This window comes from Legionella nigrisilvae, assembly GCF_977063395.2.
Genome location: NZ_CDRUGZ020000020.1, coordinates 220,633 through 244,008 on the forward strand (window position 1 = coordinate 220,633; position 23,376 = coordinate 244,008).

The window sequence follows — 23,376 nt, forward strand, 5'->3', positions numbered from 1 at the left end:
TTTTAATGGGGTGCAGATCCAAGGATCGAAACCCCAGGTTTCGTTCCACTGCCCCCCACGCCCAAAAATTAGGAAATTGAATTGTCTCCTTTTCCAACCACTCTATGGTTAATCCACCAAGCAAGAAATAAGGTAGATAAAACTCCCAAATAAACGCCTATATTGTTCCAACTGGGCCCTACCAATTGCAAAGCATCAGGGCTTTGAAAAATGGAAAAGGGAATTGCAAGCAGGACGTCCATAATAGCAGAGCCCGCGACTAAACCACAGGCAATGAGCGTTCCTTTTTGTTTACGAATCATCGCTTCTTCTTTTACAGGCATTGAACGCTGTAAACGCTTTTTAACAAACAATGCAATCATTCCCCCAATAAACAATGGAAAGGATGAAGAAAGTGGCAAATACATCCCTATAGCAACGCCTAAAATGGATAAATTTAAATAGCGGCGCAACTGAAAAAAATGATTAAGAAATATAATAATCAAAATAATTGCCGAGCCAATAAACATCATGGTCCATGGTAGTGAATTTCTGAAAACAGCTTCTGTAATGGCTGCCATCAAAGCCGCCGTAGGCGCAGGCAACGATTGATTAATATCCATCCCTGCGTGAGGCATGACCCCTGCAATCCCATATACATTAAATAATAATTGCATCACTGGTGGGATAACCAAAGAAGAAATCACCACGCCCAACAACAGCATCAATTGTTGTTTCCATGGAGTTGCACCAACCAACTGCCCCACTTTAAGATCTTGGGTATTATCGTTGGCAATTGCCGCGATACCAGTTACTACTGCGCCTATCATAATTGTAATTGCCTCGGCAGCCTTAATTTGTTCGGGCTTTAGAGGTAAGGGTAATAAATGATCCACCGCGACCAATAATAACCAAGCAGCAAAAAGCATTCCCGAAATAACGACAGAGCTTCCCGGGCTTGCTGTGACACCAACCATACCAGAAAAATAGGCGGTAATAACTGAAAAAATAAATCCGATAATCAAAACGTAAAGAACGGCAATGAAAATTAGGGTTGGAGAGTATTCGTTATCCAATCCTACTGAATGTAAAGGGAGAACCAGCTGGAAAAAGAGAAAAAGAATTGCAGCTAATGCACCTATAGCTATTAAAATATAATGTAATGGAATGTCTTTATCCGTACGTGGCACCTGCGCCGCAATACCTTTATACGTATATGTTTTCAGGGAAGTCTGAATACTTCTAGAAAGGGGTTTAACTAATTTTAAAAAAGTCCACATCCCAGCAAACAACATTGCACCTATTCCCAGATAACGCATTTCGCTATTCCATAACAGGGATGCGGCTTGTTCCGCAGGATGCTGATTTAGAAATTCTGGATAAAATTGACTGACAATAGGTAATGCAATGAGCCAGGAAATCACTGCGCCTAAAAAGATACTGATTGCCATATCATGACCAACCAGATAACCAGCACCTATCATTGTTGCAGAAAAACCTGCGCCTAAACCAAATAGTGAACGTTTTACTACAAACCAATAATTCCAACTGTTAGCAATGACTTTAAATCCAGTTTGGAGTAACTCAATAATCGCGCCTATCCCCCCACCGATTAATATATCTATTAGGCCAGTTTTTTCTGCGGATGATTTTAAAACTTCGGCAATTGCCCGGCCTTCCGGAAATTTCAATGAAGGATCATGGACTAAAATACGTCGTAAGGGAATAGAGAATAATACACCTAGAATTCCACCGCATACTGCAATGAAAAAATTGGTCATGTAATCAAAATGATTCCAAAAACCAATAATTATTAACGCGGGAATGGTGTAAACAATCCCACCTGCAACAGCCTCACCTGCCGAAGCCGCAGTTTGCACTGCGTTATTTTCTAGAATGGTAGAGTTTTTAAAAAAACGTAAGACCCCCATAGAAATAATTGCAGCGGGTATTGATGCTGAAGTTAAAATTCCAAGTTTTAAGGCAAGATACGCATTGGACATCGCCAACAATACAGTGAGTATGATCGCGAGAAACACCACTCGGATAGTAAGTTCAGCAACCTTTTTATCGGCAGCTATAAAAGGAGTATCAGCCATTAATGACCCCAAACACTATGCTTTACTTCAGGCATTAGCAAAGAAGAAATCTGGGATAAAGGTATGTTTACTGTTTGCGGACCATAAACATAGGCTGCTACCTGATATGTATCAAAGATAATATCTATGCCATTTTTTGAAAAAGACCAAATCTTATAATTTTTGTCTATAGGCTTAGTGCCTTCTTCGAGCCATTTTTTGTCTGAAATATTTTTCTCAGCAATTTTTTTACTGCAGAAACTTGCTATAGGTTTTAAATAATCTGTCTCAGGTCGAAATAAGTCCGCTAACTGAACTTGGCTACCATGGATAAAATTCAACACTGCTACAGTGTTTGAAGGATGTGCAGCTCCTCGATGATTAATTGAAATATTAAAAGCAACGCTCAAGGCTTCCTTTGTTTTGTAAGGCAAAGAGTAGGTGACATTTAAACCGGATTTTCCGGGTGCGTCTAAAGGCACATCGGCATCAGCTGAAAGTTCTTTAAAAAAACTCGTTTTGGTTTTATCGATGAAGTCTTGTACCACTGCATTAATCCGTGGATCGGTAAATCCCTGAGGATATTTAACATCAATAATATATGCGGGAGTTTCTTTTTTAATTGATATCGGATTTACTGCCCAAACAGTAAACGAGCTTACAATAATACCTAAAGAAATAATGGTTTTTAGTGGTTTTAACATAAAGTATTCCTAGTAATTATCTGGTGTAGAAACCCATTCCCCTGCAATCATCATATGATGGGATAAAGGATAGGCAAAGTAATAACATAAAGCCGCACTGTCATTAACAGACCACAATAACAAGTCAGCTTTCATGCCCGCAGCAATTGTTCCAAGTTCCTTTTGCAATCCTAATGCTCTTGCCGCTTGACTGGTAACCGCTGCTAAAGCCTCAGGAACCGTTAATGAAAAGAATTGACAGGCCATACTCATCATTAAACGTAATGAAGTAGTTGGTGAAGAGCCTGGATTACAATCGGTGGCAACAGCCATACCAACCCCTGCTCGTCTCAGAAGTTCTACTGGAGGTTTTTGTTTTTCGCGCAAAAAGTAATAAGCGCCAGGAAGTAAAACAGCAACCGTGTTGGCTTCTGCCATAGCAGATGCCCCTTGCTCATTGAGAAATTCCAAATGATCACAAGACAAAGCACCAAATTCTGCTGCAAGCTCGCTTGCCCCGAGGTTGGATAATTGCTCAGCATGACATTTTAAAGGGAGATTTAAATCACGTGCAGCTGTAAAAACTTGTTCTGTTTGCTTCAGAGAAAATGCAATGGACTCACAAAATACATCCACTGCATCTACCAAATTCTCTTCACACAATGCAGGCAGCATTTCATGGCAAAGAACATCAATATACGCTTGGCTGTTTCCTTGAAACTCAGGACCTATTGCATGCGCTCCAAGAAAGGTTTTTCTAACTCTTAAGCCCGTTAGATCTCCTAAACGTTTAGCTACTCGCAGCATTTTCAACTCATTTGCCAGATCAAGGCCATAACCTGACTTTATCTCAACTGTAGTCACTCCATCAGCGCGTAAAGCAAGAATTCTGGGCAGAGATTGTTGGAGCAATTCCTCTTCAGAGGCTTCTCGAGTGTGGCGTACTGTAGATAAAATCCCTCCTCCCGCCTTAGCAATTTCAGCATAACTCACTCCTGCCAGTTTCATTTGAAACTCAGCATACCTATTTCCTGCATAAACCAAATGAGTATGACAATCAATAAGCCCTGGGGTAAGCAATTTCCCCTGACATTCTTCTTTGTGTTGCGCTTCGTAAAATTGTTTTGGCAATTGGGCTTGCAACCCACACCAGACAATAAGACCGTCTTTAATCGCAATAGCTTGCTGGGTTAATTGATTTCCCTGAGCATCAATGGTCGTTGCATTTAATAATAATTTGTCGCAGGCAGCCATTAATGATCCCAATGTTGAACTTGATGAGGAGGTTTAAGCCATGCTTTATGATGCTTAGTATCATAAATATCCCATTCTTTAGAGACATAAGTTTTTTTGTCTACATCCAACAAAAGCCAAGTCAAAAATTCGGCAACGGTATCTGGGGAAATCAGTCGATTTTCATCTTTTAAGCGTTGATAAAAATTAATTCGCTCATAATCAGGATTTTCTTCGCTTCGCGCAATAACTTGCATTTTTGTATCAATTATTCCTGGCATCACACTGGCGAATGCGATTGAATCACATTCCAGTTGCCAACACTTTGTTAGCATCGATAAAGCGGCTTTAGACACGCAATATGCAGCCCAGCCTCTTATCGCGAAATAAGCAGCTCCGGAACCAATATTCAAAACTCGGCCATGAGTCAATTTATCGTAAATCATTTGTGGAAGAAAAAGAGCGGCATTCAAGTTGGTATTTAAAGCTTGATTCCAGTCTTCAGAATGAATTTCCTTGATAGGTACCAAGGGATTTAAGGTTCCTGCATTGTTAACAAGCGCATTAATTTGCTCAATATCCTGTAAACGTTTTTTTATTGACTCAAGACCTTCACGTGTGGATACATCAGCGCATATATATTGGATGTTTTGAGAAAAGGCTGCTGTTTCTTGCAATGCCTTCTCTCTTCTACCTACAACTAAGATTGATTGTTCTCGTTTTGCCAAAGAAAAGGCTAATGATCTTCCTATCCCACTTCCTCCACCGGTAATAACAATCACAATATCCTCTTACACTTTTTTATTTTACATGCGAGAAATAATACCAGACATTGAATAAAGTTGGCATAATTTTATGCGCATGATTGAGTTATCAATAAAAATGAAAGAAGAATCTAAATTTTTAGAAGGAATTTAATGGAACTTCGTTTAACGATATTTCAAGATGTTCATTTATCTTTATAAATAATTTGGATTCTAGACCTTTAAGCCCTAGCTCCGTATCCACTAGAACATTATAATGACTACAATATATCAATTTCCCTATTTCAAGGCCATGCATAAAGATACCCAGCAAGCCCTACATATTATCAAAACAAATTTGGATTTCTTTTGTGCTCCTTTTTTAAATCAAAAAGAATTTCAACATTGGACTTTGAGTTCCGGACAAGAACAGAATATTAGAAATCTGACTGATTCCTTGATAATTCCTTTAACTAATCCTACTTCATATATCGCCGAGTTTATTGACGCATTAATCGGGAAATCGCTTGAACCCAAAGATACTTCGTGTTTACGTTGCGGCGAAGAACAACGCCTTATTGATTTATTGGAAAAAAATTGGTCTTTAAGACGCTCCATCCTGATGGTTGGTAATAATCCTGCAATTCAAAAATGGAACCATGACCATCCGCAATTAATAAACAAAACAAAAAAATTTTTTACTATATATGAAGCTGTAAACGCAATTGAAGAAAAAATCAAAAAACTTGACCCCCAATTTAAGGAAGATGTTGAATATTCATTAACTTCTTTATCTTCAATAAAACAAGAGCTTTATCATTTTATTAATGCACAAAACAAATATGAAGAAGCTGATTTTCAACGACAATGCTTTAAATTGATTCAACAAGCGAAACAAGATTTAAGGAAACGATGGGGGGGTAATCGAGAATTCAACCCTATTCTCTTTTTAATTTATGAAGTTTCGCATTCTGTTTTTTCCACAGGTAATCCCTATTCCTTTTTCAACGATCATTCCAGTATTATGAACTCATTGAGACAATTAGAGACAACCGTGGCTCTTCTATAGTACAGAAAAGGTCTTATATTTTTCAGTCATTTTATTTTGCACTGGTAATTCTATATCCAATCCTTTATGCAATTGCTCGATGGACTGAATAAACTTCCAGTCGTCATTACTCAATGGATTCTTCGAATTAAAAAAATGAGTTCCAGTTGATGATTTAGAGAAATCGAGCTTATAAAATAAGTAAAGCGTTCCTTGGTTCCCCTTTTTTTGCTCTTGCTCCAGGTAACCTTGAACCAGCCTTGTATAACTTGGCTTCCAATAAGATGTGGTCATCCAAGAATGAATAATTTCAGCAGCCATAACTAAAAATGGCTCCGTTTTAGAAAGTACATAATTTTGTTGAATTAAACAGCGAATTAAATGAGGTATGAGTTCCAAATTCTCATTCTTTGCCGCCTCTAAAAACAATTGAATAAAGAATTGATACCAACGATCTTTATCTTTAGAAATATCCCCCTCTCCTAATCTCAAACTCGACATAAGGTCGTTTAGGGCTTCATAGGAATCTAATCTAAAGGAAGTAAGATAATAATGGATCGCTCGTTCCTCATCATTCAGAGACAAAGTTCCTCTATATTGATGACACCCAGAATAAATTCTAGCTAAATAATGAACCGCCTGTTTATTTCTGTGGGTGAGAGCCTGTTGTAGATACTCTAGTCCGTTTTGAAAAGTTATCTCATCTGCTTGCAATCCTGTATGAAATACACCTAAACAAAAAAAAGTTATTGAGGTTATATCCGCTGAGTTGGTATAAGAAAGCGTAGATAGCAAACGTTTAACAATCTCTGCCTTGGTTTCATTATCTACACATAATGAACAGTCTAAGATGGTGTGATTTTGCTGATGGGTATTCACGTATGCCATGTGCATGGCTATTCTCCACAGGTTTTTCATTTCCTGAATAGATTGATACGGTTGAAGCGTGAAGAACTCCATATTTGAACACCAATTGCAGCTAAAACAGAGCATTCTAACTTAATCATCTATTTTATTCCATTTCGACCGGGTCACATTTATTTTTTAATCCAATATATCAAAAACAAACCCATCTGTACTAATTTTGGCCATTATTTGATATAATTATATTTAAATCAGGTCATTTTTAAAGCTGGTGGATATGTTCTCGAAAGATAAATTAATCAAATCGCTAGAAAACTTTGAGTCAGAAGGCATTCAAGACAAATCGGGTGGACATACCGCTGGGGTTTACAAAAAAAAGCCAAAAAACACTGAAAAAATTAGTGCACGTAATAAAAAAATTTGGTTCGTTAAACAAGCCTATTCTCCAGATGAGCCCTTAGAACTGGAAGTAATTTCAGGTGAAGTTTATCGATTCTGGATTGGAAACACACAACCTAAAACTCGATTAGTAACTGACAAATTAGGGAACCGTTATGTAGCCTCCGAAGGCGTTCCTGGTTTCACAACCTTTAAATCTATAATGGAAAAAGGATTAGAGCCTACAGACTATAAGACTTTTGCACGGATTCTCGTTAGTGCTTTGGTTCTTGCTGAAACGGACCTAAAATCAGATAACATTGGTACAAATTCTAATGCCAGAAGCGTTAAAATTGATCATGACTCTTCTTTGTGGCCATTTGTTAAAAAAATAATGTCCATAGAAAATGATGTGAATCAAATCAATTTTAGTTTCGAAGATCTGGATGATATTTTGTCACCCAAAGTATTCCATCCCGTTATATGGGCAGGAGGTCTTAAAAAAGAAATAAAGGAGAAGCTTAAAAAAAATGAACTATTTAAACAAGAAATATATCTTCAAATCTTAAGAATACTTGTTTATCCACCAGAAACGTTGGATATGATCCAAGAAGTGAATGCCCCAGCAGACCTTGAATTAAAAGAAGAGATTCACAGCTTCTTTCAGGAGCGTATCAACATACTAAAAACTGAGGCTTTAAAAAGCAAAGAATTTAGAAAATTCGTACTAAATTTAAACATGGACACCTGCGAGGCGGATTTCAAAGAAGAATTGAAAGAATATTTTTCTGATAATAAAGCCTATGCGGGGACAGATACATCTCATTCTTTTAATGATTCCCTTTTTAAAATAAAGGCCGAAGTACAAACAGCCCAAGCAATAGAATTTAAAGATATTTTCATTTTAAAAGAAAAATTAAAGTTAGACGCACAAAATCCTGAACATCTAAAATATTGGCAAGAAAAAGTATTAGCAGATGGAGGAACAAAAATCCAATATGGGGATTTAACTTATAAGGTTCCTATGAGGATAGCCAAAATGATGCAGCTTAATACTGGTTCATTTTCTTCCTATAAGGATTTCAAAGATGAAATCGATAGAATTAGAACAGTTCATGGCTTTGCTTTATTTTCGATATTTACGGGAATTAAAAATAAATTAGTGCGGGATAAAACAACCCAAATCTTATACGAAGCCGAAAATATAGAAGAAGTTAATCTAGACGACGATCCGGGCATGCCTTCCAGTGATGTAGTAATAATCGAAAAGTAGTAGGAAACTAAAAAACTTTATAACTCACCTCTGGAGCAATTTAAAAATCCATATGCAATAATTACTGCTGACGTAAGTAGTTTACTCTGTAAAATAACCCCGGAGGTCTTATGTCTCAATTAAGCACATTACTTGGTAAATCAGCGGAACAATTCCCTGAAAATATTGCCTTGATTGTTGATCAACGGTGCTACAGTTACCAACAACTCAACGAATTAACCATACCTCTGGCTGCTTCATTATTGAAGAGAGGTATTTCACAAGGAGAGCGTGTCGCTTTTCTATTACCAAACTGCATCGAGATTATCCTATGCTACTACGCCTGTTTTTCAATAGGAGCTATTGCTGTCCCGGTTAACATTCGATTTAATAATGAATTGATTCATTATGTGCTAGAACACAGTAATGCGCGTATTTTTATAACGTCACCAGAATATTATAATCAGTTAGATGAAAAAATATTAAAAGTAATAAAAGAATGCTATCTAACATTCAAATCAGACAATTATCCTGGAGTGCAAGACTTTCAACAATTACTCTCATCTGCGACAGCTTCTCCAGTAAATATGGAAATTGGATTAAAAAAAAACGCTTTGCTGTTCTTTACGTCTGGGACTACGGGACTACCTAAAGCAGTTGTACACAGCCATCAAAGCTTATATCAAGGGACGCGCAATCAAATCACCCAAATTAAGATTAATCATGAGGATAAAACCTTAGTAATGTTTCCAGTGTGTTATTTAATTGGACTTGGTTCACAAATTCTTCCTTTTCACGCTGTAGGTGCGACAGTAGTGCTATTACCTGAATTTCATCCAGAGAATGCATTAGCAAAGCTCCAGGCTCATCAGATTACAAAAATCTACGGCTTTCCTAAGCTATATTTGGAGCTCATTAACCACGTAGAGTCTTCAGATTTTAAAATTAACACACTTAATTTTTGTTTTTCAGGAGGCGATGCAACACCGGTTTCACTTCAGGAGCGATTTAAAGAACTATTTAATATCGAAATTACCGAAGGTTGTGGTATGTCTGAATTACAGATCTACGCCATGAATCCACCCTATGGAGCAAAGAAAACCGGATCCATAGGCTTCCCGATAACCAATATGGAAATATGCTTAATAGATGATAAAAATAAAACCATTGTGACGCCCCACAAAATTGGCGAGCTAATTGTTCGTGGCAAAAGTATGTGCTCGGGATATTGGCAAGATACGACTCTGACAGCAAAAACTATAAAAGATGGCTGGTTTCATACCGGTGATTTAGCTTATCAAGACAAAGAGGGATACTATTGGTTCGTCAGTCGTAAAGTAGATATTATTCGCTATAATGAGGAACTTATCTCTCCTATAGAAATTGAAAATATCTTTTATCAACTTGATGGGGTTAAAGAAGCTGCGGCCATTGCTTTACCCAATACTAATAAGCAAAATAAGGATCATATTGTTGTGTATGTCACATTTAAAACCAAAGCGTCGCAACTCACGCCACAAACCTTAATGAATTTTGCTCATGCGTCACTCCCAATAAACAAACGTCCCTATCAAGTGATCATTTTGAACCAACTTCCTTATGGTTTTACTGGGAAAATCGATCGCAATAGATTGAGAGTCCTGGCAAAAAATCAAATGAACTAGTGCCGAAGTCAAATCTTTTTGACATGTTATAATGAATTCAATAAGTAAAAAACACGAGAGGCAAGTTAAATGAAAACTACTGTGGGCTACAGCTTCTTTCTGGGATTTATCGGGTTATGCCCCATTGCGTCTGCAGCAACAATCCACTGTCCTGCGGTCATTCAAACAAATCAATCTTTACAGCAGGAAATAACCCCGTGGAATGGATTTATGGATAATTTGAATAACACTAATCATTTTGAACGGATCACCTTTTATTCTGGACATCCTAAAGACCATGCAAGCCTTGCACCGGATACTGAATCTTCTAAAATTAAAAAACTAACCTGGACATTTGGTGAGCAAGAAATTTGGATTGCTTGTGAGTACACCCAGACTCAAATTCAGTTGATACAAAAACTACCTGTAGGAACAAAATCGTGTACTGTAACTTATAATGCAAATTTTTCGAAAGTAGTTGCCATCCACTGTATTTAAGCTCAGAGTTATGAAAACTAAAATGAATTTAATAAGTAGGATCTAAAGGATAAGGATAAATGCCGATTTTTATAAACAAAGATAAATTGTAATATCATAATGATTATAGGGAGAATTTAATGTTTGAACATCTTTCCAATTACCAACGTGCCAATCCTGCACTCTGGCAAGGTAGAAAAGATACAATTAATGCGGAGCGGTTCTTTCAAAAAATTATTTTTCCTGTTAAACAAACTGATTTAATCACTAAAGAGAAAAAAACGGTTTTTCTTGGTTTCGCCAGTGATGCAGGTGTCCTTCGAAATATGGGCAGACCAGGAGCAAAATTAGGCCCGGATCAAATTAAAACTCAATTAGCAAAACTCCCTTGCTCTATTGATAAACCACTTTTCGATTTAGGAACTATTTTTTGTGAACAAGATGAACTGGAAATAGCACAAACTCAATTTGCTAATTTAATCAGTTTTTGCCATCAACAAGGGCATCAAACAATTGCCTTTGGAGGAGGACACGAAATTGCCTGGGCACATTATCAGGGTTTAGCGCCCCATTATTCTAAGTTAGGTATTATCAATTTTGACGCGCATTTTGATTTAAGACCCCATCAAAAAAATCAGCCTGGTACATCGGGGACCCCTTTTTCACAAATTGCAGCCTACTGTAAAGAAAATAATCAAGCTTTTAATTATTGCTGTATGGGTATTCAAAAAATGGGAAATACGCCCTCCCTTTTCGAACAAGCAGATGAACTTAATGTTAATTATTTAACAGCAGAAGAGTTATATGGGAACAGCTTAGCTTGGCACTTGGCTTTTCTTGATGATTTTATGCTCAATTTAGATCATATTTATCTGACAATTTGTTTGGATGTTTTAGCAGAGTCCTTTGCACCCGGCGTCAGTGCGCCTCAACCCTTGGGCCTTACCCCCTGGCAAATTTTACCACTCTTGAAATACATTATTCAAAGTGGCAAAGTAGTTAGTTTTGATGTTGCTGAACTATCACCGCCTTTGGATCAAGATCAAAAAACTGCTAGACTGGCGGCTCTTATTATCGCAGAATTGCTACATACTATTTAAGGAGTCAATTTCATGAAGAACACATTACTCTGGAGTACTCTATTTGCTCTGCTGGGTACTCAAGTACATGCAGATGTTACTCAGCCAGTGACACCAACGCCTCAAAGTCCAGGCGCAGTACAACAGACCCCTCCTACACCAACACCTCCGGGTCAAAATATACCTTCAATAAATCCAGCACAAGCCCCCACAGCACCGATTAATTGTGAGTATAAAATTCCTGCAGAAACTAAAACTATCGATCAATCCTTGGTTTTAAAATGGGCAGGGAAGGCAGTTACCCAAGCGTTTGATTTTGATCCAAATAATTTGGAGGCTCAACTGCAAAAATTGCAACCTTGCTTTACCGAGCAAGGCTGGACTGGATTTAACACTGCTTTGCAAAAATCAGGGAATTTAGAAGCCATTAAATCTCAAAAGCTGACTGTAAGCAGTCAAGTAGATGGGCCAGTTATTTTAACAGAAGCAAAAGACAATCAATGGAAAATTAATTTACCGATACAAGTTGTTTATCAGAATGAGAAAGAAAAAGTAACCCAATTACTCAGTGTTGACGTGACTATTGGTCGTAAAATGACTGGAGACTTGGGAATTACCCAGATGATTGCTGCTCCAAGAGGAACAGTGACTCAAAAACTACCGCCTGATTTTAATCCTAACCCTGCTACAGTAATGAATCCAAATACGGAAAATACTTCAACGCCAACGACCTCACCGGCCCCCACAACTGCACCAAATCAAGCTACACCGTCAACTCCAACGACAACAACCCAACCCACTACTGCAAATCCGGCGGCGACTCAGACCCCAGCTACCCCTGGACAGCCTACTTTGCCTGAAAATCGCTCCACACAACCATCACTACCACCTAATACTCCTTAATTTGGACTATTGTCTTTCCAGCGTTAGAATGGCAGCCTGGGTGAAGCGTACGCGGAACCCGGGAAGAATTTACTGAGGAGCTCGCCCCTTACTACGTTAGAGGTGACTTTTATTCTAACGAACATACGTACTTATCACCAAAGCTATAGTTGGTTTTTAGGGAGATGAATAAATTCATCTCTCCCTTATGCGGATACAGCAGGTTTATTGGCACCCACTTCATTAGGATATTCCAGTACAATAACTTTTGTGCCTATTTTGAAAAAGTTTTCACTTAACCATTTTGCAGCACTTGGGAAGATACGTACACAGCCATGGCTAGATGGATGTTCTGGAACATCGTAGGCTGCGTGAACGGTATATCCTTGATAAAAGTAGGTACAATAAGGCATTTTAGCGCCGCCATTTTTATCAACAGGATATTCCCCAGACTTACAATCGACTCCGCGACGGTTATAAACTTTAAATGTTCCGGTAACAGTTCTGCATGATTGATTTGGATTTTCTTCGCATACATCAATACCTGCGGATCCACCCCCAGTCAATAATCGATTCCCATCTTCATCATAAGCAGCCCATGCGGAAACTTTTGGATCAAAAATAAAGCGTCTCTCACCCGTTGCTTGAATCTTCTGCGGATAATAATCACGACCTCGTTTATCTTTTGTATAATGAACTGTTCGATGCACATAACCTGCATCATCAGTAATTAAAGTAGATGGATCATTCTCAACACAGGATGTTAACCCCCCGATACATAGTAACAAACCTGCCCAAAACAACTTATTCATTTAAATTTTATCTCCACTTAATTAAAACTTTTCTTGAAATTCTCATTTCCCTACACCTTGTTCCCTTCGAATAGTTACAAAAAAATACTGCAGAATCTAGAAATTAATCAATCCATTCTAGACCTGCAGTTAGAAATAAGTAGTGATATTTAACTCTTATTTCCATCTGATAGCTTTATACATTTAATTAAAACTTACGATTCTAATTTTCTGTATTTAATGCGTGATGGCCTATCTGCTGCATCACCCAACCTACGTCTTCTATCTGCTTCATAATCACTATAGTTGCCTTCAATAAAGGTAATTTGTGAGTCCCCTTCAAATGCCATCAAATGGGTACAAATTCTATCTAAGAACCATCGATCATGCGAAATCACGATGACGCAACCAGGAAAGTTGAGAATAGCCCCTTCCAACGCACGTAACGTTTCCACGTCCAAATCGTTACTCGGTTCGTCAAGTAGTAATACATTCCCACCACTTTTTAATAGTTTTGCTAAATGAACACGGTTGCGCTCTCCCCCAGAAAGTTGGGCCATTTTCTTTTGTTGATCGGTGCCTTTAAAGTTAAAACGACCTACATACGCACGGGAAGGCATTTGAAAACTACCTACTTGCATTATGTCATGACCATCAGAAATCTCTTGCCACACTGTTTTATTGGGATCTAATTCATCACGTAATTGATCTACATAGGCCAATTGTACGGTTTCTCCGATACGAATAGTTCCGCTATCTGGCTCTTCTTGACCTGTAATCATTTTCAAAAATGTAGACTTACCCGCTCCGTTAGGACCAATAATCCCTAAAATACCCCCTTTAGGAAGTTTAAAATCCAAATTGTCGATTAGGATTCGGTCGCCAAATGATTTGCTGATTTTTTCACCTTCAAGAACGAGGTCACCCAAGCGCTCCCCTGGCGGAATGTATATTTCGTTTGTCTCATTGCGTTTTTGGAATTCCTTCGAATTCATTTCTTCAAATCGGGCAAGACGAGCCTTATTTTTAGCATGACGTCCTTTAGGTGAGGTGCGTACCCACTCTAATTCTGCTTTCATTGCACGCATATGGGCATCTTCTTGCTTTTGTTCCATCTCTAGGCGAGCTTCTTTTTGCTCAAGCCAAGCAGAGTAATTGCCTTTATAGGGTATCCCCTCACCACGATCGAGTTCTAATATCCACTCTGCAGCATTATCCAAGAAATAACGATCGTGCGTAATCGCAACAACAGTACCCGGAAAACTTTCCAGGAAATGTTCTAACCAGGCTACAGATTCTGCATCTAAATGGTTGGTTGGTTCGTCAAGCAACAACATATCGGGGTTAGAAAGCAGCAAGCGGCATAATGCGACTCGGCGACGCTCACCTCCGGATAATTTACCGACCACTGCATTCCAATCGGGTAATCGAAGTGCATCAGCTGCAACATCTAATTTTCTATCCAAATCCCAACCGCCACCGGCTTCAATATCGTTTTGCAATTCACCTTGTTCAGCAAGCAGCGTATTCATTTCATCATCGCTCATTGGTTCTGCAAAACGCATACTAATTGCGTCAAAGCGTGCGAGTTTTTCTTTCATTTCCTTCACGCCCTCTTCCACAACTTCCCGTACCGTTTTATCCGGATCCAATTTAGGTTCTTGTTCAAGATAACCGATTTTAATTCCTGGTTGAGGTCTTGCCTCGCCCTCGAATTGAGTATCAACCCCCGCCATAATGCGTAATAAAGTTGATTTACCCGAACCATTCAATCCTAAAACGCCGATTTTAGCGCCAGGGAAAAAACTCAAGGAAATATCTTTTAAAATAAATCTTTGGTTTTCAACAATTTTACTGACACGATTCATGGTAAAAATATATTGTGACATAACTACTCCGTCTTCTTTAAACTGTCTTTATAGCCTGGGGGAGGCAATTAAAAAATTCATCGTCTTCTACCAATCAAGAATTACTTTGCCAGATTGGCCTGATGCCATAATTTGAAATGCATGTTGAAAATCATTCACTGGGTAACGATGCGTTATAACAGGTGAAATATCCAATCCACTTTGTAACATAGCAATCATTTTATACCAAGTTTCAAACATTTCACGTCCGTAAATACCCTTAATTACTAATCCTTTAAAAATAACTTGATTCCAATCAATAGCTGTTTCTTGGGGAGGAATACCTAACATGGCGACATGCCCACCATGGTTCATCGCTTTCATCATATCATTAAGCGCCATGGGATTACCTGACATTTCCAAGCCTACATCAAAACCCTCTAGCATTCCCAGCTCTGCAGTGACATCTGACAGTTTTTCATATTTAACATTTACTGCACGAGTTACACCCATTTTGCGGGCTAAATCCAAACGGTAATCATTCACATCCGTAATAACTACATGGCGAGCCCCTATATGTCTTACTATAGCTGCAGCCATAACTCCAATGGGTCCAGCACCGGTAATCAATACATCTTCTCCAACTACATCGAAAGCCAAAGCACAGTGAGTTGCATTACCAAAAGGATCAAGAATCGAAGCCTGTTCGTCGGTAATATTATCTGGAAGAACAATCACATTAGTGGCCGGGATAGAGAGATATTCCGCAAAACATCCAGGCCGATTGACACCTACACCTAAAGTGTTACGGCACAGATGACGTTTACCTGCACGACAATTTCGGCAAAAACCACAGGTTATATGACCTTCTCCAGAAACTCGTTGTCCAACATGAAGTCCTTGTACTTCCTGCCCTACTGCAACAATTTCACCAGCAAACTCATGGCCTACAGTCATCGGTACGGGGATGGTCGCTTGCGCCCATTCATCCCAGGAATAAATATGGATATCAGTACCACAAATCGCAGTTTTTTTAATCTTTATTAATACATCGTTGACGCCGTATTCAGGCATAGCAACATCTTCCATCCAAATTCCAGGTTCCTTTTTCGCCTTGACTAATGATTTCATAAAAGTACCTCAACAAAAGCTCTTCTTTAAGTTTGAGAAGAGCACTTTACTAAATAACAGAAAATTCCTTACCTACGGTTTCAAAAGCTTCGATTGCCTTATCCAAATGATGCAACTCATGTGCTGCAGACATTTGAGTACGAATTCGAGCCAACCCTTTAGGTACTACAGGATAAGAAAAACCCACCACATAGATACCTAAATCCAACAGACGATTTGCCATGCGTCCTGCCAAGCTTGCGTCACCTAACATAACGGGGATAATTGGATGCTCTCCCGGGATTAACTTAAATCCTAATTGGGTCATTCCTTCACGAAAATAACGGCTGTTTTGTTTTAATTTCTCAGCCCAGTGATTATTGGCCATTAAATTATCTAAAACGACACAAGAGGTATGCGCAATAACAGGAGCCAAAGTATTTGAGAATAAGTAAGGTCTAGAACGTTGGCGCAACCACTCAACTATCGTCTTGTTTGCTGAAGTATAGCCGCCAGAAGCACCGCCTAAGGCTTTACCCAAAGTACCCGTTATAATATCAATACGATCACTCACGCCAAAATGCTCTGGAGTTCCTCGACCTGTTTCACCCATAAAGCCTACTGCATGTGAGTCATCAACCATAACCATGGCATTATACTTGTCAGCTAATTCACAAATGGCTGGAAGATTTGCTAAAATTCCATCCATAGAGAAAACCCCGTCGGTAGCAATCAAACGAAATCGCGCACCTTGAGCAGCAATTAATTGTTCCTCTAATGCCTTCATGTCGTTATTTGCATATCGATACCGCGCAGCTTTACACAAACGGACCCCATCAATAATACTGGCGTGGTTTAAAGCATCACTAATAATCGCATCTTCTTCACCTAATAAGGTTTCAAAAAGCCCAGTATTCGCATCAAAACATGAAGAATATAATATGGTATCTTCCTTGCTTAAAAATTGACTAATTTTCTGTTCGAGCTGTTTGTGAGGAGTTTGGGTGCCACAAATAAAACGCACAGAAGCCATACCATACCCATACTGAGCCAGTGCTTTTTGTCCTTCAGCAATAAGTTGATGATCATTGGCTAAACCTAAATAATTATTAGCGCAAAGATTGATTACTTCTTTATGATTTACGGTGACAGCAGCTTGTTGCTGGCTGGAAATAACACGCTCCCCTTTATATAAGCCTTCGCTCTTAAGTGTCGCTATTTCAGTTTGCAAATAATCAGTAAATTGCTCAAGCACTGCATTCTCCCCTACGTTAGATTGTTTTTTTCTCCAGTCATTCATCTCGTGACTGATGTATCGGTAAATATAAATCGGTTAAGAAAACCATTAAAAATTGCAGATCATAACAAACTTTAAACAGAGTCACCACGAAATTTGGGATTCAGACATTATTTCTTAGCGCATGCGCTATTTTTTTGCTAAGATGTGTAACAGTTTTGAACGTGTATTGACAATTCACTGCTGCCATCTCGTTTCACAGCATATTTTGCGGAATTCTAAAATCACTAAAAATAGATCACCGCGAATAAATCGCGAAAGAGCAATCTTGGCAAATGATAGTCAATCTTAACCTAAAACAATCAACCCGGTAGAACAAATGAGTTATCAAAGCGCACGCATTAACATGGTCAAACAACAACTTCGAACTGGCGATGTTTTAAACGAATTCATACTTAATCTATATGATATAGTACTCAGACACGAATTCGTTCCCGAGCAATTTATCGATTTTGCTTATTCAGATATGCAAATACCTCTGAATCATAATCAATGCATGCTTACGCCTTTGGAAGAAGGAAAAATCCTCCAAGCCCTGGATTTGCAAGGCCATGAAACAGTTTTGGAGGTAGGAACCGGCAGTGGATTTTTTACTGCTTTACTCAGTAAGCTATGCAAAAAGGTAATTAGCGTAGATTATTTTGCCGATTTCACGAGCCATGCAGCACGTGTATTAAAAAAACACCACTGTAATAATGTCGAATTAATTACGGGTGATGCCAGCCAAGGGTGGTTAGAAAATGCTCCTTATGATGTGGTTGTGTTCACGGGAGCCAAAGAACAAATAAATGAGACTCAAAAATTACAGATACTTCCGGGCGGAAAATTATTTGTTATTGAAGGAACATCTCCTGCAATGCAAGGCCGATTGTACGAATTGGATCATAGTGAACATTGGCATGAAACACTGATTTTTGAAACAAACATTCCTTTGTTGATCGATAAATCTATGCATAAACAATTTGTATTTTAGGATTTGGTTTAAATGAAAAAATTGTTGATTTGCTATCTTATGGCTTTTGGTCTGTTGTCGCCAACATTTGCTTCAACGGACTTAATGGATATCTATCATCAAGCTCTTGAAAATGATCCTATATTTAAAAATGCCTATGAAACCTACATGGCTAATAGGGAAGCTGTGCCTCAAGCATGGGCGGCATTGCTTCCCCAGGCCGGTCTTACAGCACGAACATCGCGAAATTTCCTTCATGTTAATGATGGCTTCTTTACTGTCCAAGACGACTATTACAAATCTAGAACCTGGCAATTTTCCGCATCTCAGGCTATTTTCAATTACCAAGCTTGGGCAAAAGTAAAACAAGCAAGAGCCTCTGTTAAAGCAGCACAGGCCACTTTTAACGATGCAGCTCAGGATTTGATTCTTAGAACAGCAAAAGCCTATTTTGATATACTGTTTGCCCAAGATACCTTAAATTTTGCCGAGGCAAAAAAGCGTGCAAACATGCGCCAATATGAACAAGCCAAACAACGTTTTGAAGTAGGACTTGATCCAATTACCTCTGTATATGAAGCAAAGGCGGCTTATGATCAGTCAATTGCTACAGTGATTGCTTCCCGTAACAATCAAATCAATCAAAACGAAAATTTGAGGAAATTAACCAATCATGTTTACGAACTCATAGCGCCTCTACGCGATGGAAAAATTCCTCTTATTAAGCCAGAACCCAACGATGTAGATGAATGGATAGATACAGGGCTTAGGCAAAACTATAAATTACTGTCTGCTAAATGCAATCTTGAAGTAGCCCGTCAAAATATGAAGGCACTCTCTGCAGGAAACTGGCCTACCGTGGCGATCCAAGGCAACTCCACAGAAACAAACAATGAAGTAAACACTTCCAGCCCGTTTTTACCCGCAAATCAAAAGCAATCCAGCGTGGGTTTGGCATTAAACTTTCCTGCATTCCAAGGAGGACTTGTACTCTCGCAAACACGGCAAGCAAAACATAATTTTCGAGCCACCAGTGAACGAGTCGAACAAACTTATCGAGATGTGGTGGTAAACAGCCGGATTGCCTTTAATACCATTACTGATGGAATTAGCAAAGTAAAAGCGGACAGGCAAACTGTTATTTCCCAACAAAATTCATTGGAAAGTACAGAGGCACAATTTGAAGTAGGTACTCGCACCATGGTAGATGTGGTAAATGCCCAACAGCGCCTCTTTGAAGCGCAGAACCAGCTTGCTAATGATCAATACAGTTTAATTAATGCTGTTTTAACTCTAAAATATCTTGCCGGAACATTGAATGTAAATGATCTTGAGTTGATAAATTCATGGTTAGAAACAACTCGTATTAATGGATCAATTTCTACTGTAAGCAAGACCAAAATCACTAAATAACACTTTAATTCAGGTTTTTAATAATGTCCAATCCCTCTCAAGTTGAAAAAAAATTACTCCATTATACAGGTAAAGCAATTGCAGATTTTAATATGATCCAGCGTGGTGATCGCGTCATGGTCTGTTTATCTGGTGGCAAAGATTCTTTTACGCTCTTAACGATTTTAGATCAATTACGCCGGCGTTCTGGTAATAAATTTGAACTTTTCTCTTTTACTCTGGATCAGGCCCAACCAGGTTGGAATGATACTGCCGTGCGACAATGGCTTGCTGATCGTTCCATTCCGTATGAAATCCTAACTCGAGATACTTACAGTATCGTAAAAGAAAAAATTCCTGAAGGTAAAACCTATTGTTCCTTATGTTCACGATTACGTCGTGGGATTATCTATCGTTATGCCGAGGAACATGGCTTCAATAAAATTGCCCTTGGTCACCATCGTGATGATTTAGTTCGTACGTTAATAATGTCCATATTCTATAATGGGGATATCCGCTCAATGCCTCCTAAATTGCTTAGCGATAATAAAAAACATATCGTCATTCGCCCATTATGTTATGTGCAAGAGAAAGATATCATCACCTTCGCCCAGGAACAATCTTACCCAATTATCCCATGTACACTTTGTGGTTCTCAAGAAAATTTAATGCGGAAAAAAGTAACCCATTTAATTAATCAGCTTGCAGAAGAAAATCCCAAAGTTCCTAGTAATATCCTGCATGCGCTGCAAAGTATTAAACCCAGCCAGCTTATGGATCAAAACATGTGGAATTTTAGAAATCTTGAGAATGAATTAATTACCAACCAAACAATTAATACCGACGAAGTCTTTGGTACTGAAGAATTCGATCCAGTTGAAGTCTAAATTACTGACCCTGGGTGAAGAGCCCAGGATTACCTGCAAAACATCTTCCTAGTTTCACGCGACACCCCCGTTATAACTTTCTATTTATTGGTCTTATCCAAACCGAATTAAACAAACATAATGCTCAAATATAGATCAATAAGCTGGTATCAAACACAAATCTTAACAAAACCGTAACATTTTAATAACATTTTTGTTACAATGATGTTTTATTAGATGGCACTTTAGTCTAAAATCAGAAAATTCTACGTAACCCTTTTACTTTATTTCGTTAATAGAGGATTTTACCCCATGTTTACAAATTCAACGGTTGACTCCCGTATATTTCGAATTTATGCAAAGCGTTATTTTAAATTTGATTTTGTAGCAGCCATAGTCGTATTTCTAGTTGCCATACCTTTATGTCTGGGTATTGCCTTAGCTTCAGGCGCACCTCTTTTCTCAGGAATTTTAAGTGGGGTTATAGGCGGAGTGGTCGTAGGTTGTATAAGTGGCTCGCACGTTAGTGTCAGCGGGCCAGCAGCCGGTATGGCCGCGGTGGTAGTTGCTGCTCTTACCCAACTTGGGGATTTCAATACATTCTTAATTGCCCTTTTTCTCGCAGGTATCCTTCAAGTGGTTATAGGAAGCTTACGCGCTGGATTTGTTGCAGACTATGTCCCCTCAAATGTGGTGCAAGGCTTATTATGTGCTATTGGTATTTTATTAATAATCAAACAGCTACCGCTAGCATTTACTCTTTCTGCAGATTTCAATGAACTCAAAATGCATTTGTTAGAAACAGCAGAAGAGATCAAGTTGAGTCCTATTCTTGGGTTGTATCAACATATCAATACAGGGGCGATGTTGATTACAGTTCTTTCGCTCAGTACTTTAATTTATTTTGATCTAACCAAAAATAAAATACTAAAAGAAATACCTGCGCCAATACTCGTCGTTATTTTGGGAGTACTACTTAATGAATTTTTTCAATGGACCAACTCAAGTATGGTTCAAAATTCTCCACAATTAGTTAACATTCCGCATACAGGAAGTTTTGGTGAGCTAGTTAATAAATTGGAATACCCCAATTGGGCAGCTTTAACTAATCCCAAAGTCTATCTTTATGCTTTTATTATTGGCATTGTTGCTTCTCTTGAAAGCTTATTGAATCTTAAGGCCGGAGAGAAACTGGATAAAAAACGTCGTCATCCCTCTTCAAACCGAGAATTAGTTGCTCAAGGGGTTGGAAACATGACCGCAGGCTTAATTGGTGGAATTCCCGTTACCTCGGTAATCGTACGGACCTCTATTAATATTCAAGCGGGCTCGAAAAGCAAAATTTCAGCTATTTTACATGGTATTTTTATTTTCTTTGCAGTGATGTTAATCCCTGGTACTCTAAATAAGATTCCCTTATCTTCTTTAGCTGCCATTTTAATTTACACCGGGTATAAGCTAAATAAGCCTTCAATTTATCGCTCCATTTATGCTCAGGGAAGTGATCGATTTATTCCATTTCTCGCTACCGTGATCAGCATCATTGTGTTTAACCTTTTGACGGGTATTTTAATCGGATTAGCAGTAAGTTTATTTTATATATTGAAATCAAACAGCCAAGCACGAATTAATATTCTTAAAGAAATTCATCCCACCGGAGAAATTAATCGTTTAATGCTTCCGCAACAAATGACTTTCCTTAATAAGGCAGCTTTGGTTGCGGAACTTGATTCCATACCGAGAGAGTCTCAATTAATTATTGATGCGCGTTATACTCAGTATATTGATAAGGAAATTACGGAGCTTTTAAAAGAGTTTAAAGAAGAGCAAGCTCCCAATAAGAAAATTTCATTGAATCTTATTGGCTTTAAAGAACATTATAAGATTCATAATTATATTGAGTTTATCAATGTAACCACCTATGACGTACAATCGCACCTATCTCCTGCACAGGTATTAAATATCTTATATGAAGGAAATCAACGCTTCCTTAATGATAGCCGGATCCACCGTTCAAACCATTTGGACATTAAACTCACTGCTAAAGGGCAACATCCCATTGCCATTGTTCTTGGTTGTATTGATTCCCGGGTTCCTGTAGAAACCATTTTTGATGTGAGCTTCGGTGATATTTTTTGTGTCCGAGTTGCTGGCAATGTCGTCAATAATGACGTTTTGGCCAGTATTGAATATGCCTGTCATGTTGTGGGTGTTAAACTGATTATCGTTCTGGGCCATACTCGTTGTGGTGCAATTCAATCTGCTTGTGATGGGGTTGAAAAAGGCCATATCACTGAATTACTGAACAAAATAAAACCCGCTATCCAGGCTGAAAACGAAACTGATACGAATCGTCACAGTAAAAATAAAACGTTTGTAGATAATGTTACTGAGTTAAACGTAGCCCATACCATGCAAGAAATTTATGATCGCAGCTCTATTTTGCACGACATGATTGAACAAAATGATATAGCTATAGTGGGTGCGATTTATAATGTTCAAACAGGTAAAGTCCACTATAAAAATTATGAGTATGAACTAAGTCAACTTGGTGAAAAAAATTACGCCCACTTTGCAACTAAATTAAATACATTATTAGAAGAAGCTAAGATTAAGGAATAGCCTCTAAGTAAATCCAGCGAAGTAGGACCTGGGAGCTCTTTATTTAACCCTGGGTTCAACTTCGTTGGGCCATTATCTCACATCAATTCATCTGTTTTTGAACAGAAACCTTCTGTATAATGCATTGGAATTCAAGAACAATACTATTTTTCAGGAGCAG

19 protein-coding genes are annotated in these 23,376 nt (G+C 38.4%); 10 read left to right on the forward strand and 9 right to left on the reverse strand.

Annotated elements, in window-relative coordinates:
- Nucleotides 1-68: 68 nt before the first annotated feature.
- From ACWTE2_RS09735 to ACWTE2_RS09750, 4 genes are read right to left on the reverse strand one after another with little or no spacing between them, the layout of a single operon-like run.
- A complete protein-coding gene (locus ACWTE2_RS09735) occupies nt 69-2,078 on the reverse strand; it encodes an OPT family oligopeptide transporter (RefSeq protein ID WP_454785191.1) in 2,010 nt (669 codons plus the stop codon).
- Entirely contained in the window at nt 2,078-2,761 is a 684-nt protein-coding gene (locus ACWTE2_RS09740; RefSeq protein ID WP_454785192.1) for a DUF3298 and DUF4163 domain-containing protein, read from the reverse strand. The genes ACWTE2_RS09735 and ACWTE2_RS09740 overlap by 1 nt, the downstream gene beginning before the upstream one ends.
- Before the next feature lie 9 nt (nt 2,762-2,770).
- Nucleotides 2,771-3,994, reverse strand: a complete 1,224-nt coding sequence (hutI, locus tag ACWTE2_RS09745; protein WP_454785193.1) for an imidazolonepropionase — start codon at nt 3,992-3,994, stop codon at nt 2,771-2,773.
- A complete protein-coding gene (locus ACWTE2_RS09750) occupies nt 3,994-4,755 on the reverse strand; it encodes an SDR family NAD(P)-dependent oxidoreductase (protein ID WP_454785194.1) in 762 nt (253 codons plus the stop codon). Before ACWTE2_RS09750 ends, hutI begins: the two co-directional genes overlap by 1 nt.
- Nucleotides 4,756-4,993: 238 nt before the next feature.
- Here ACWTE2_RS09750 and ACWTE2_RS09755 point away from each other — a divergent pair, with 238 nt between their 5' ends.
- Nucleotides 4,994-5,785 (forward strand): hypothetical protein, encoded by a 792-nt coding sequence (locus ACWTE2_RS09755; RefSeq protein WP_454785195.1) that lies wholly within the window; start codon nt 4,994-4,996, stop codon nt 5,783-5,785.
- Here ACWTE2_RS09755 and ACWTE2_RS09760 read toward each other — a convergent pair.
- Nucleotides 5,780-6,658, reverse strand: coding sequence for a hypothetical protein (locus tag ACWTE2_RS09760; RefSeq protein WP_454785196.1), 879 nt, complete (start codon nt 6,656-6,658; stop codon nt 5,780-5,782). The two genes, ACWTE2_RS09755 and ACWTE2_RS09760, sit on opposite strands and share 6 nt — an antisense overlap.
- A gap of 247 nt (nt 6,659-6,905) precedes the next feature.
- On the opposite strand from ACWTE2_RS09760, the gene ACWTE2_RS09765 reads away from it, so the two are divergent.
- The 5 genes from ACWTE2_RS09765 (at nt 6,906) to ACWTE2_RS09785 (ending at nt 12,360) form a co-directional block, all read left to right on the forward strand.
- A complete protein-coding gene (locus ACWTE2_RS09765; RefSeq protein WP_454785197.1) occupies nt 6,906-8,279 on the forward strand; it encodes a hypothetical protein in 1,374 nt (457 codons plus the stop codon).
- Nucleotides 8,280-8,389: 110 nt separating this feature from the next.
- On the forward strand, nt 8,390-9,922 hold the full coding sequence (locus ACWTE2_RS09770) for a class I adenylate-forming enzyme family protein (RefSeq protein WP_454785198.1): 1,533 nt from the start codon (nt 8,390-8,392) through the stop codon (nt 9,920-9,922).
- A gap of 69 nt (nt 9,923-9,991) precedes the next feature.
- Entirely contained in the window at nt 9,992-10,399 is a 408-nt protein-coding gene (locus ACWTE2_RS09775) for an STY0301 family protein (protein WP_454785199.1), read from the forward strand.
- A 119-nt stretch (nt 10,400-10,518) separates the two neighbouring features.
- Nucleotides 10,519-11,478, forward strand: coding sequence for a formimidoylglutamase (gene hutG, locus ACWTE2_RS09780; RefSeq protein WP_454785200.1), 960 nt, complete (start codon nt 10,519-10,521; stop codon nt 11,476-11,478).
- A gap of 12 nt (nt 11,479-11,490) precedes the next feature.
- Nucleotides 11,491-12,360 (forward strand): DotI/IcmL family type IV secretion protein, encoded by an 870-nt coding sequence (locus ACWTE2_RS09785; RefSeq protein ID WP_454785201.1) that lies wholly within the window; start codon nt 11,491-11,493, stop codon nt 12,358-12,360.
- Nucleotides 12,361-12,545: 185 nt separating this feature from the next.
- Here ACWTE2_RS09785 and ACWTE2_RS09790 read toward each other — a convergent pair whose 3' ends face one another.
- From ACWTE2_RS09790 to ACWTE2_RS09805, 4 genes are all read right to left on the reverse strand, one after another.
- Nucleotides 12,546-13,151 (reverse strand): L,D-transpeptidase, encoded by a 606-nt coding sequence (locus ACWTE2_RS09790; RefSeq protein ID WP_182392912.1) that lies wholly within the window; start codon nt 13,149-13,151, stop codon nt 12,546-12,548.
- Between the two features lie 194 nt (nt 13,152-13,345).
- Nucleotides 13,346-15,019, reverse strand: coding sequence for an energy-dependent translational throttle protein EttA (gene ettA, locus ACWTE2_RS09795; RefSeq protein WP_454785202.1), 1,674 nt, complete (start codon nt 15,017-15,019; stop codon nt 13,346-13,348).
- Nucleotides 15,020-15,085: 66 nt separating this feature from the next.
- On the reverse strand, nt 15,086-16,108 hold the full coding sequence (gene tdh / locus ACWTE2_RS09800; protein ID WP_182392910.1) for an L-threonine 3-dehydrogenase: 1,023 nt from the start codon (nt 16,106-16,108) through the stop codon (nt 15,086-15,088).
- A 49-nt stretch (nt 16,109-16,157) separates the two neighbouring features.
- Nucleotides 16,158-17,342 carry a glycine C-acetyltransferase gene (locus ACWTE2_RS09805; protein WP_182392909.1) on the reverse strand — a complete coding sequence of 395 codons (1,185 nt, stop codon included), beginning with the start codon at nt 17,340-17,342 and terminating at the stop codon, nt 16,158-16,160.
- 361 nt (nt 17,343-17,703) lie between these two features.
- Here ACWTE2_RS09805 and ACWTE2_RS09810 point away from each other — a divergent pair, with 361 nt between their 5' ends.
- The 4 genes from ACWTE2_RS09810 (at nt 17,704) to ACWTE2_RS09825 (ending at nt 23,216) form a co-directional block, all read left to right on the forward strand.
- Nucleotides 17,704-18,357 carry a protein-L-isoaspartate O-methyltransferase family protein gene (locus tag ACWTE2_RS09810; RefSeq protein WP_182392908.1) on the forward strand — a complete coding sequence of 218 codons (654 nt, stop codon included), beginning with the start codon at nt 17,704-17,706 and terminating at the stop codon, nt 18,355-18,357.
- A 12-nt stretch (nt 18,358-18,369) separates the two neighbouring features.
- Nucleotides 18,370-19,749: a TolC family outer membrane protein gene (locus ACWTE2_RS09815; RefSeq protein ID WP_454785203.1), complete on the forward strand. Its 1,380-nt coding sequence runs from the start codon at nt 18,370-18,372 to the stop codon at nt 19,747-19,749.
- 23 nt (nt 19,750-19,772) lie between these two features.
- The gene (gene ttcA / locus ACWTE2_RS09820; RefSeq protein WP_454785204.1) at nt 19,773-20,615 is read left to right on the forward strand and encodes a tRNA 2-thiocytidine(32) synthetase TtcA; all 843 of its coding nucleotides are present in this window, start codon (nt 19,773-19,775) and stop codon (nt 20,613-20,615) included.
- 291 nt (nt 20,616-20,906) lie between these two features.
- Nucleotides 20,907-23,216, forward strand: coding sequence for a bifunctional SulP family inorganic anion transporter/carbonic anhydrase (locus ACWTE2_RS09825; protein ID WP_454785205.1), 2,310 nt, complete (start codon nt 20,907-20,909; stop codon nt 23,214-23,216).
- The last annotated feature ends 160 nt before the right edge of the window (nt 23,217-23,376 follow it).

Bases quoted from the DNA above. Each gene is read 5' to 3' on its own strand.
- ACWTE2_RS09735 (WP_454785191.1), bottom strand. From the start codon at position 2,078: ATGGCTGATACTCCTTTTATAGCTGCCGATAAAAAGGTTGCTGAACTT.
- ACWTE2_RS09740 (WP_454785192.1), bottom strand. From the start codon at position 2,761: ATGTTAAAACCACTAAAAACCATTATTTCTTTAGGTATTATTGTAAGC.
- hutI (WP_454785193.1), bottom strand. From the start codon at position 3,994: ATGGCTGCCTGCGACAAATTATTATTAAATGCAACGACCATTGATGCT.
- ACWTE2_RS09755 (WP_454785195.1), top strand. From the start codon at position 4,994: ATGACTACAATATATCAATTTCCCTATTTCAAGGCCATGCATAAAGAT.
- ACWTE2_RS09760 (WP_454785196.1), bottom strand. From the start codon at position 6,658: ATGCACATGGCATACGTGAATACCCATCAGCAAAATCACACCATCTTA.
- ACWTE2_RS09765 (WP_454785197.1), top strand. From the start codon at position 6,906: ATGTTCTCGAAAGATAAATTAATCAAATCGCTAGAAAACTTTGAGTCA.
- ACWTE2_RS09770 (WP_454785198.1), top strand. From the start codon at position 8,390: ATGTCTCAATTAAGCACATTACTTGGTAAATCAGCGGAACAATTCCCT.
- ACWTE2_RS09775 (WP_454785199.1), top strand. From the start codon at position 9,992: ATGAAAACTACTGTGGGCTACAGCTTCTTTCTGGGATTTATCGGGTTA.
- hutG (WP_454785200.1), top strand. From the start codon at position 10,519: ATGTTTGAACATCTTTCCAATTACCAACGTGCCAATCCTGCACTCTGG.
- ACWTE2_RS09785 (WP_454785201.1), top strand. From the start codon at position 11,491: ATGAAGAACACATTACTCTGGAGTACTCTATTTGCTCTGCTGGGTACT.
- ACWTE2_RS09790 (WP_182392912.1), bottom strand. From the start codon at position 13,151: ATGAATAAGTTGTTTTGGGCAGGTTTGTTACTATGTATCGGGGGGTTA.
- ettA (WP_454785202.1), bottom strand. From the start codon at position 15,019: ATGTCACAATATATTTTTACCATGAATCGTGTCAGTAAAATTGTTGAA.
- tdh (WP_182392910.1), bottom strand. From the start codon at position 16,108: ATGAAATCATTAGTCAAGGCGAAAAAGGAACCTGGAATTTGGATGGAA.
- ACWTE2_RS09810 (WP_182392908.1), top strand. From the start codon at position 17,704: ATGAGTTATCAAAGCGCACGCATTAACATGGTCAAACAACAACTTCGA.
- ACWTE2_RS09815 (WP_454785203.1), top strand. From the start codon at position 18,370: ATGAAAAAATTGTTGATTTGCTATCTTATGGCTTTTGGTCTGTTGTCG.
- ttcA (WP_454785204.1), top strand. From the start codon at position 19,773: ATGTCCAATCCCTCTCAAGTTGAAAAAAAATTACTCCATTATACAGGT.
- ACWTE2_RS09825 (WP_454785205.1), top strand. From the start codon at position 20,907: ATGTTTACAAATTCAACGGTTGACTCCCGTATATTTCGAATTTATGCA.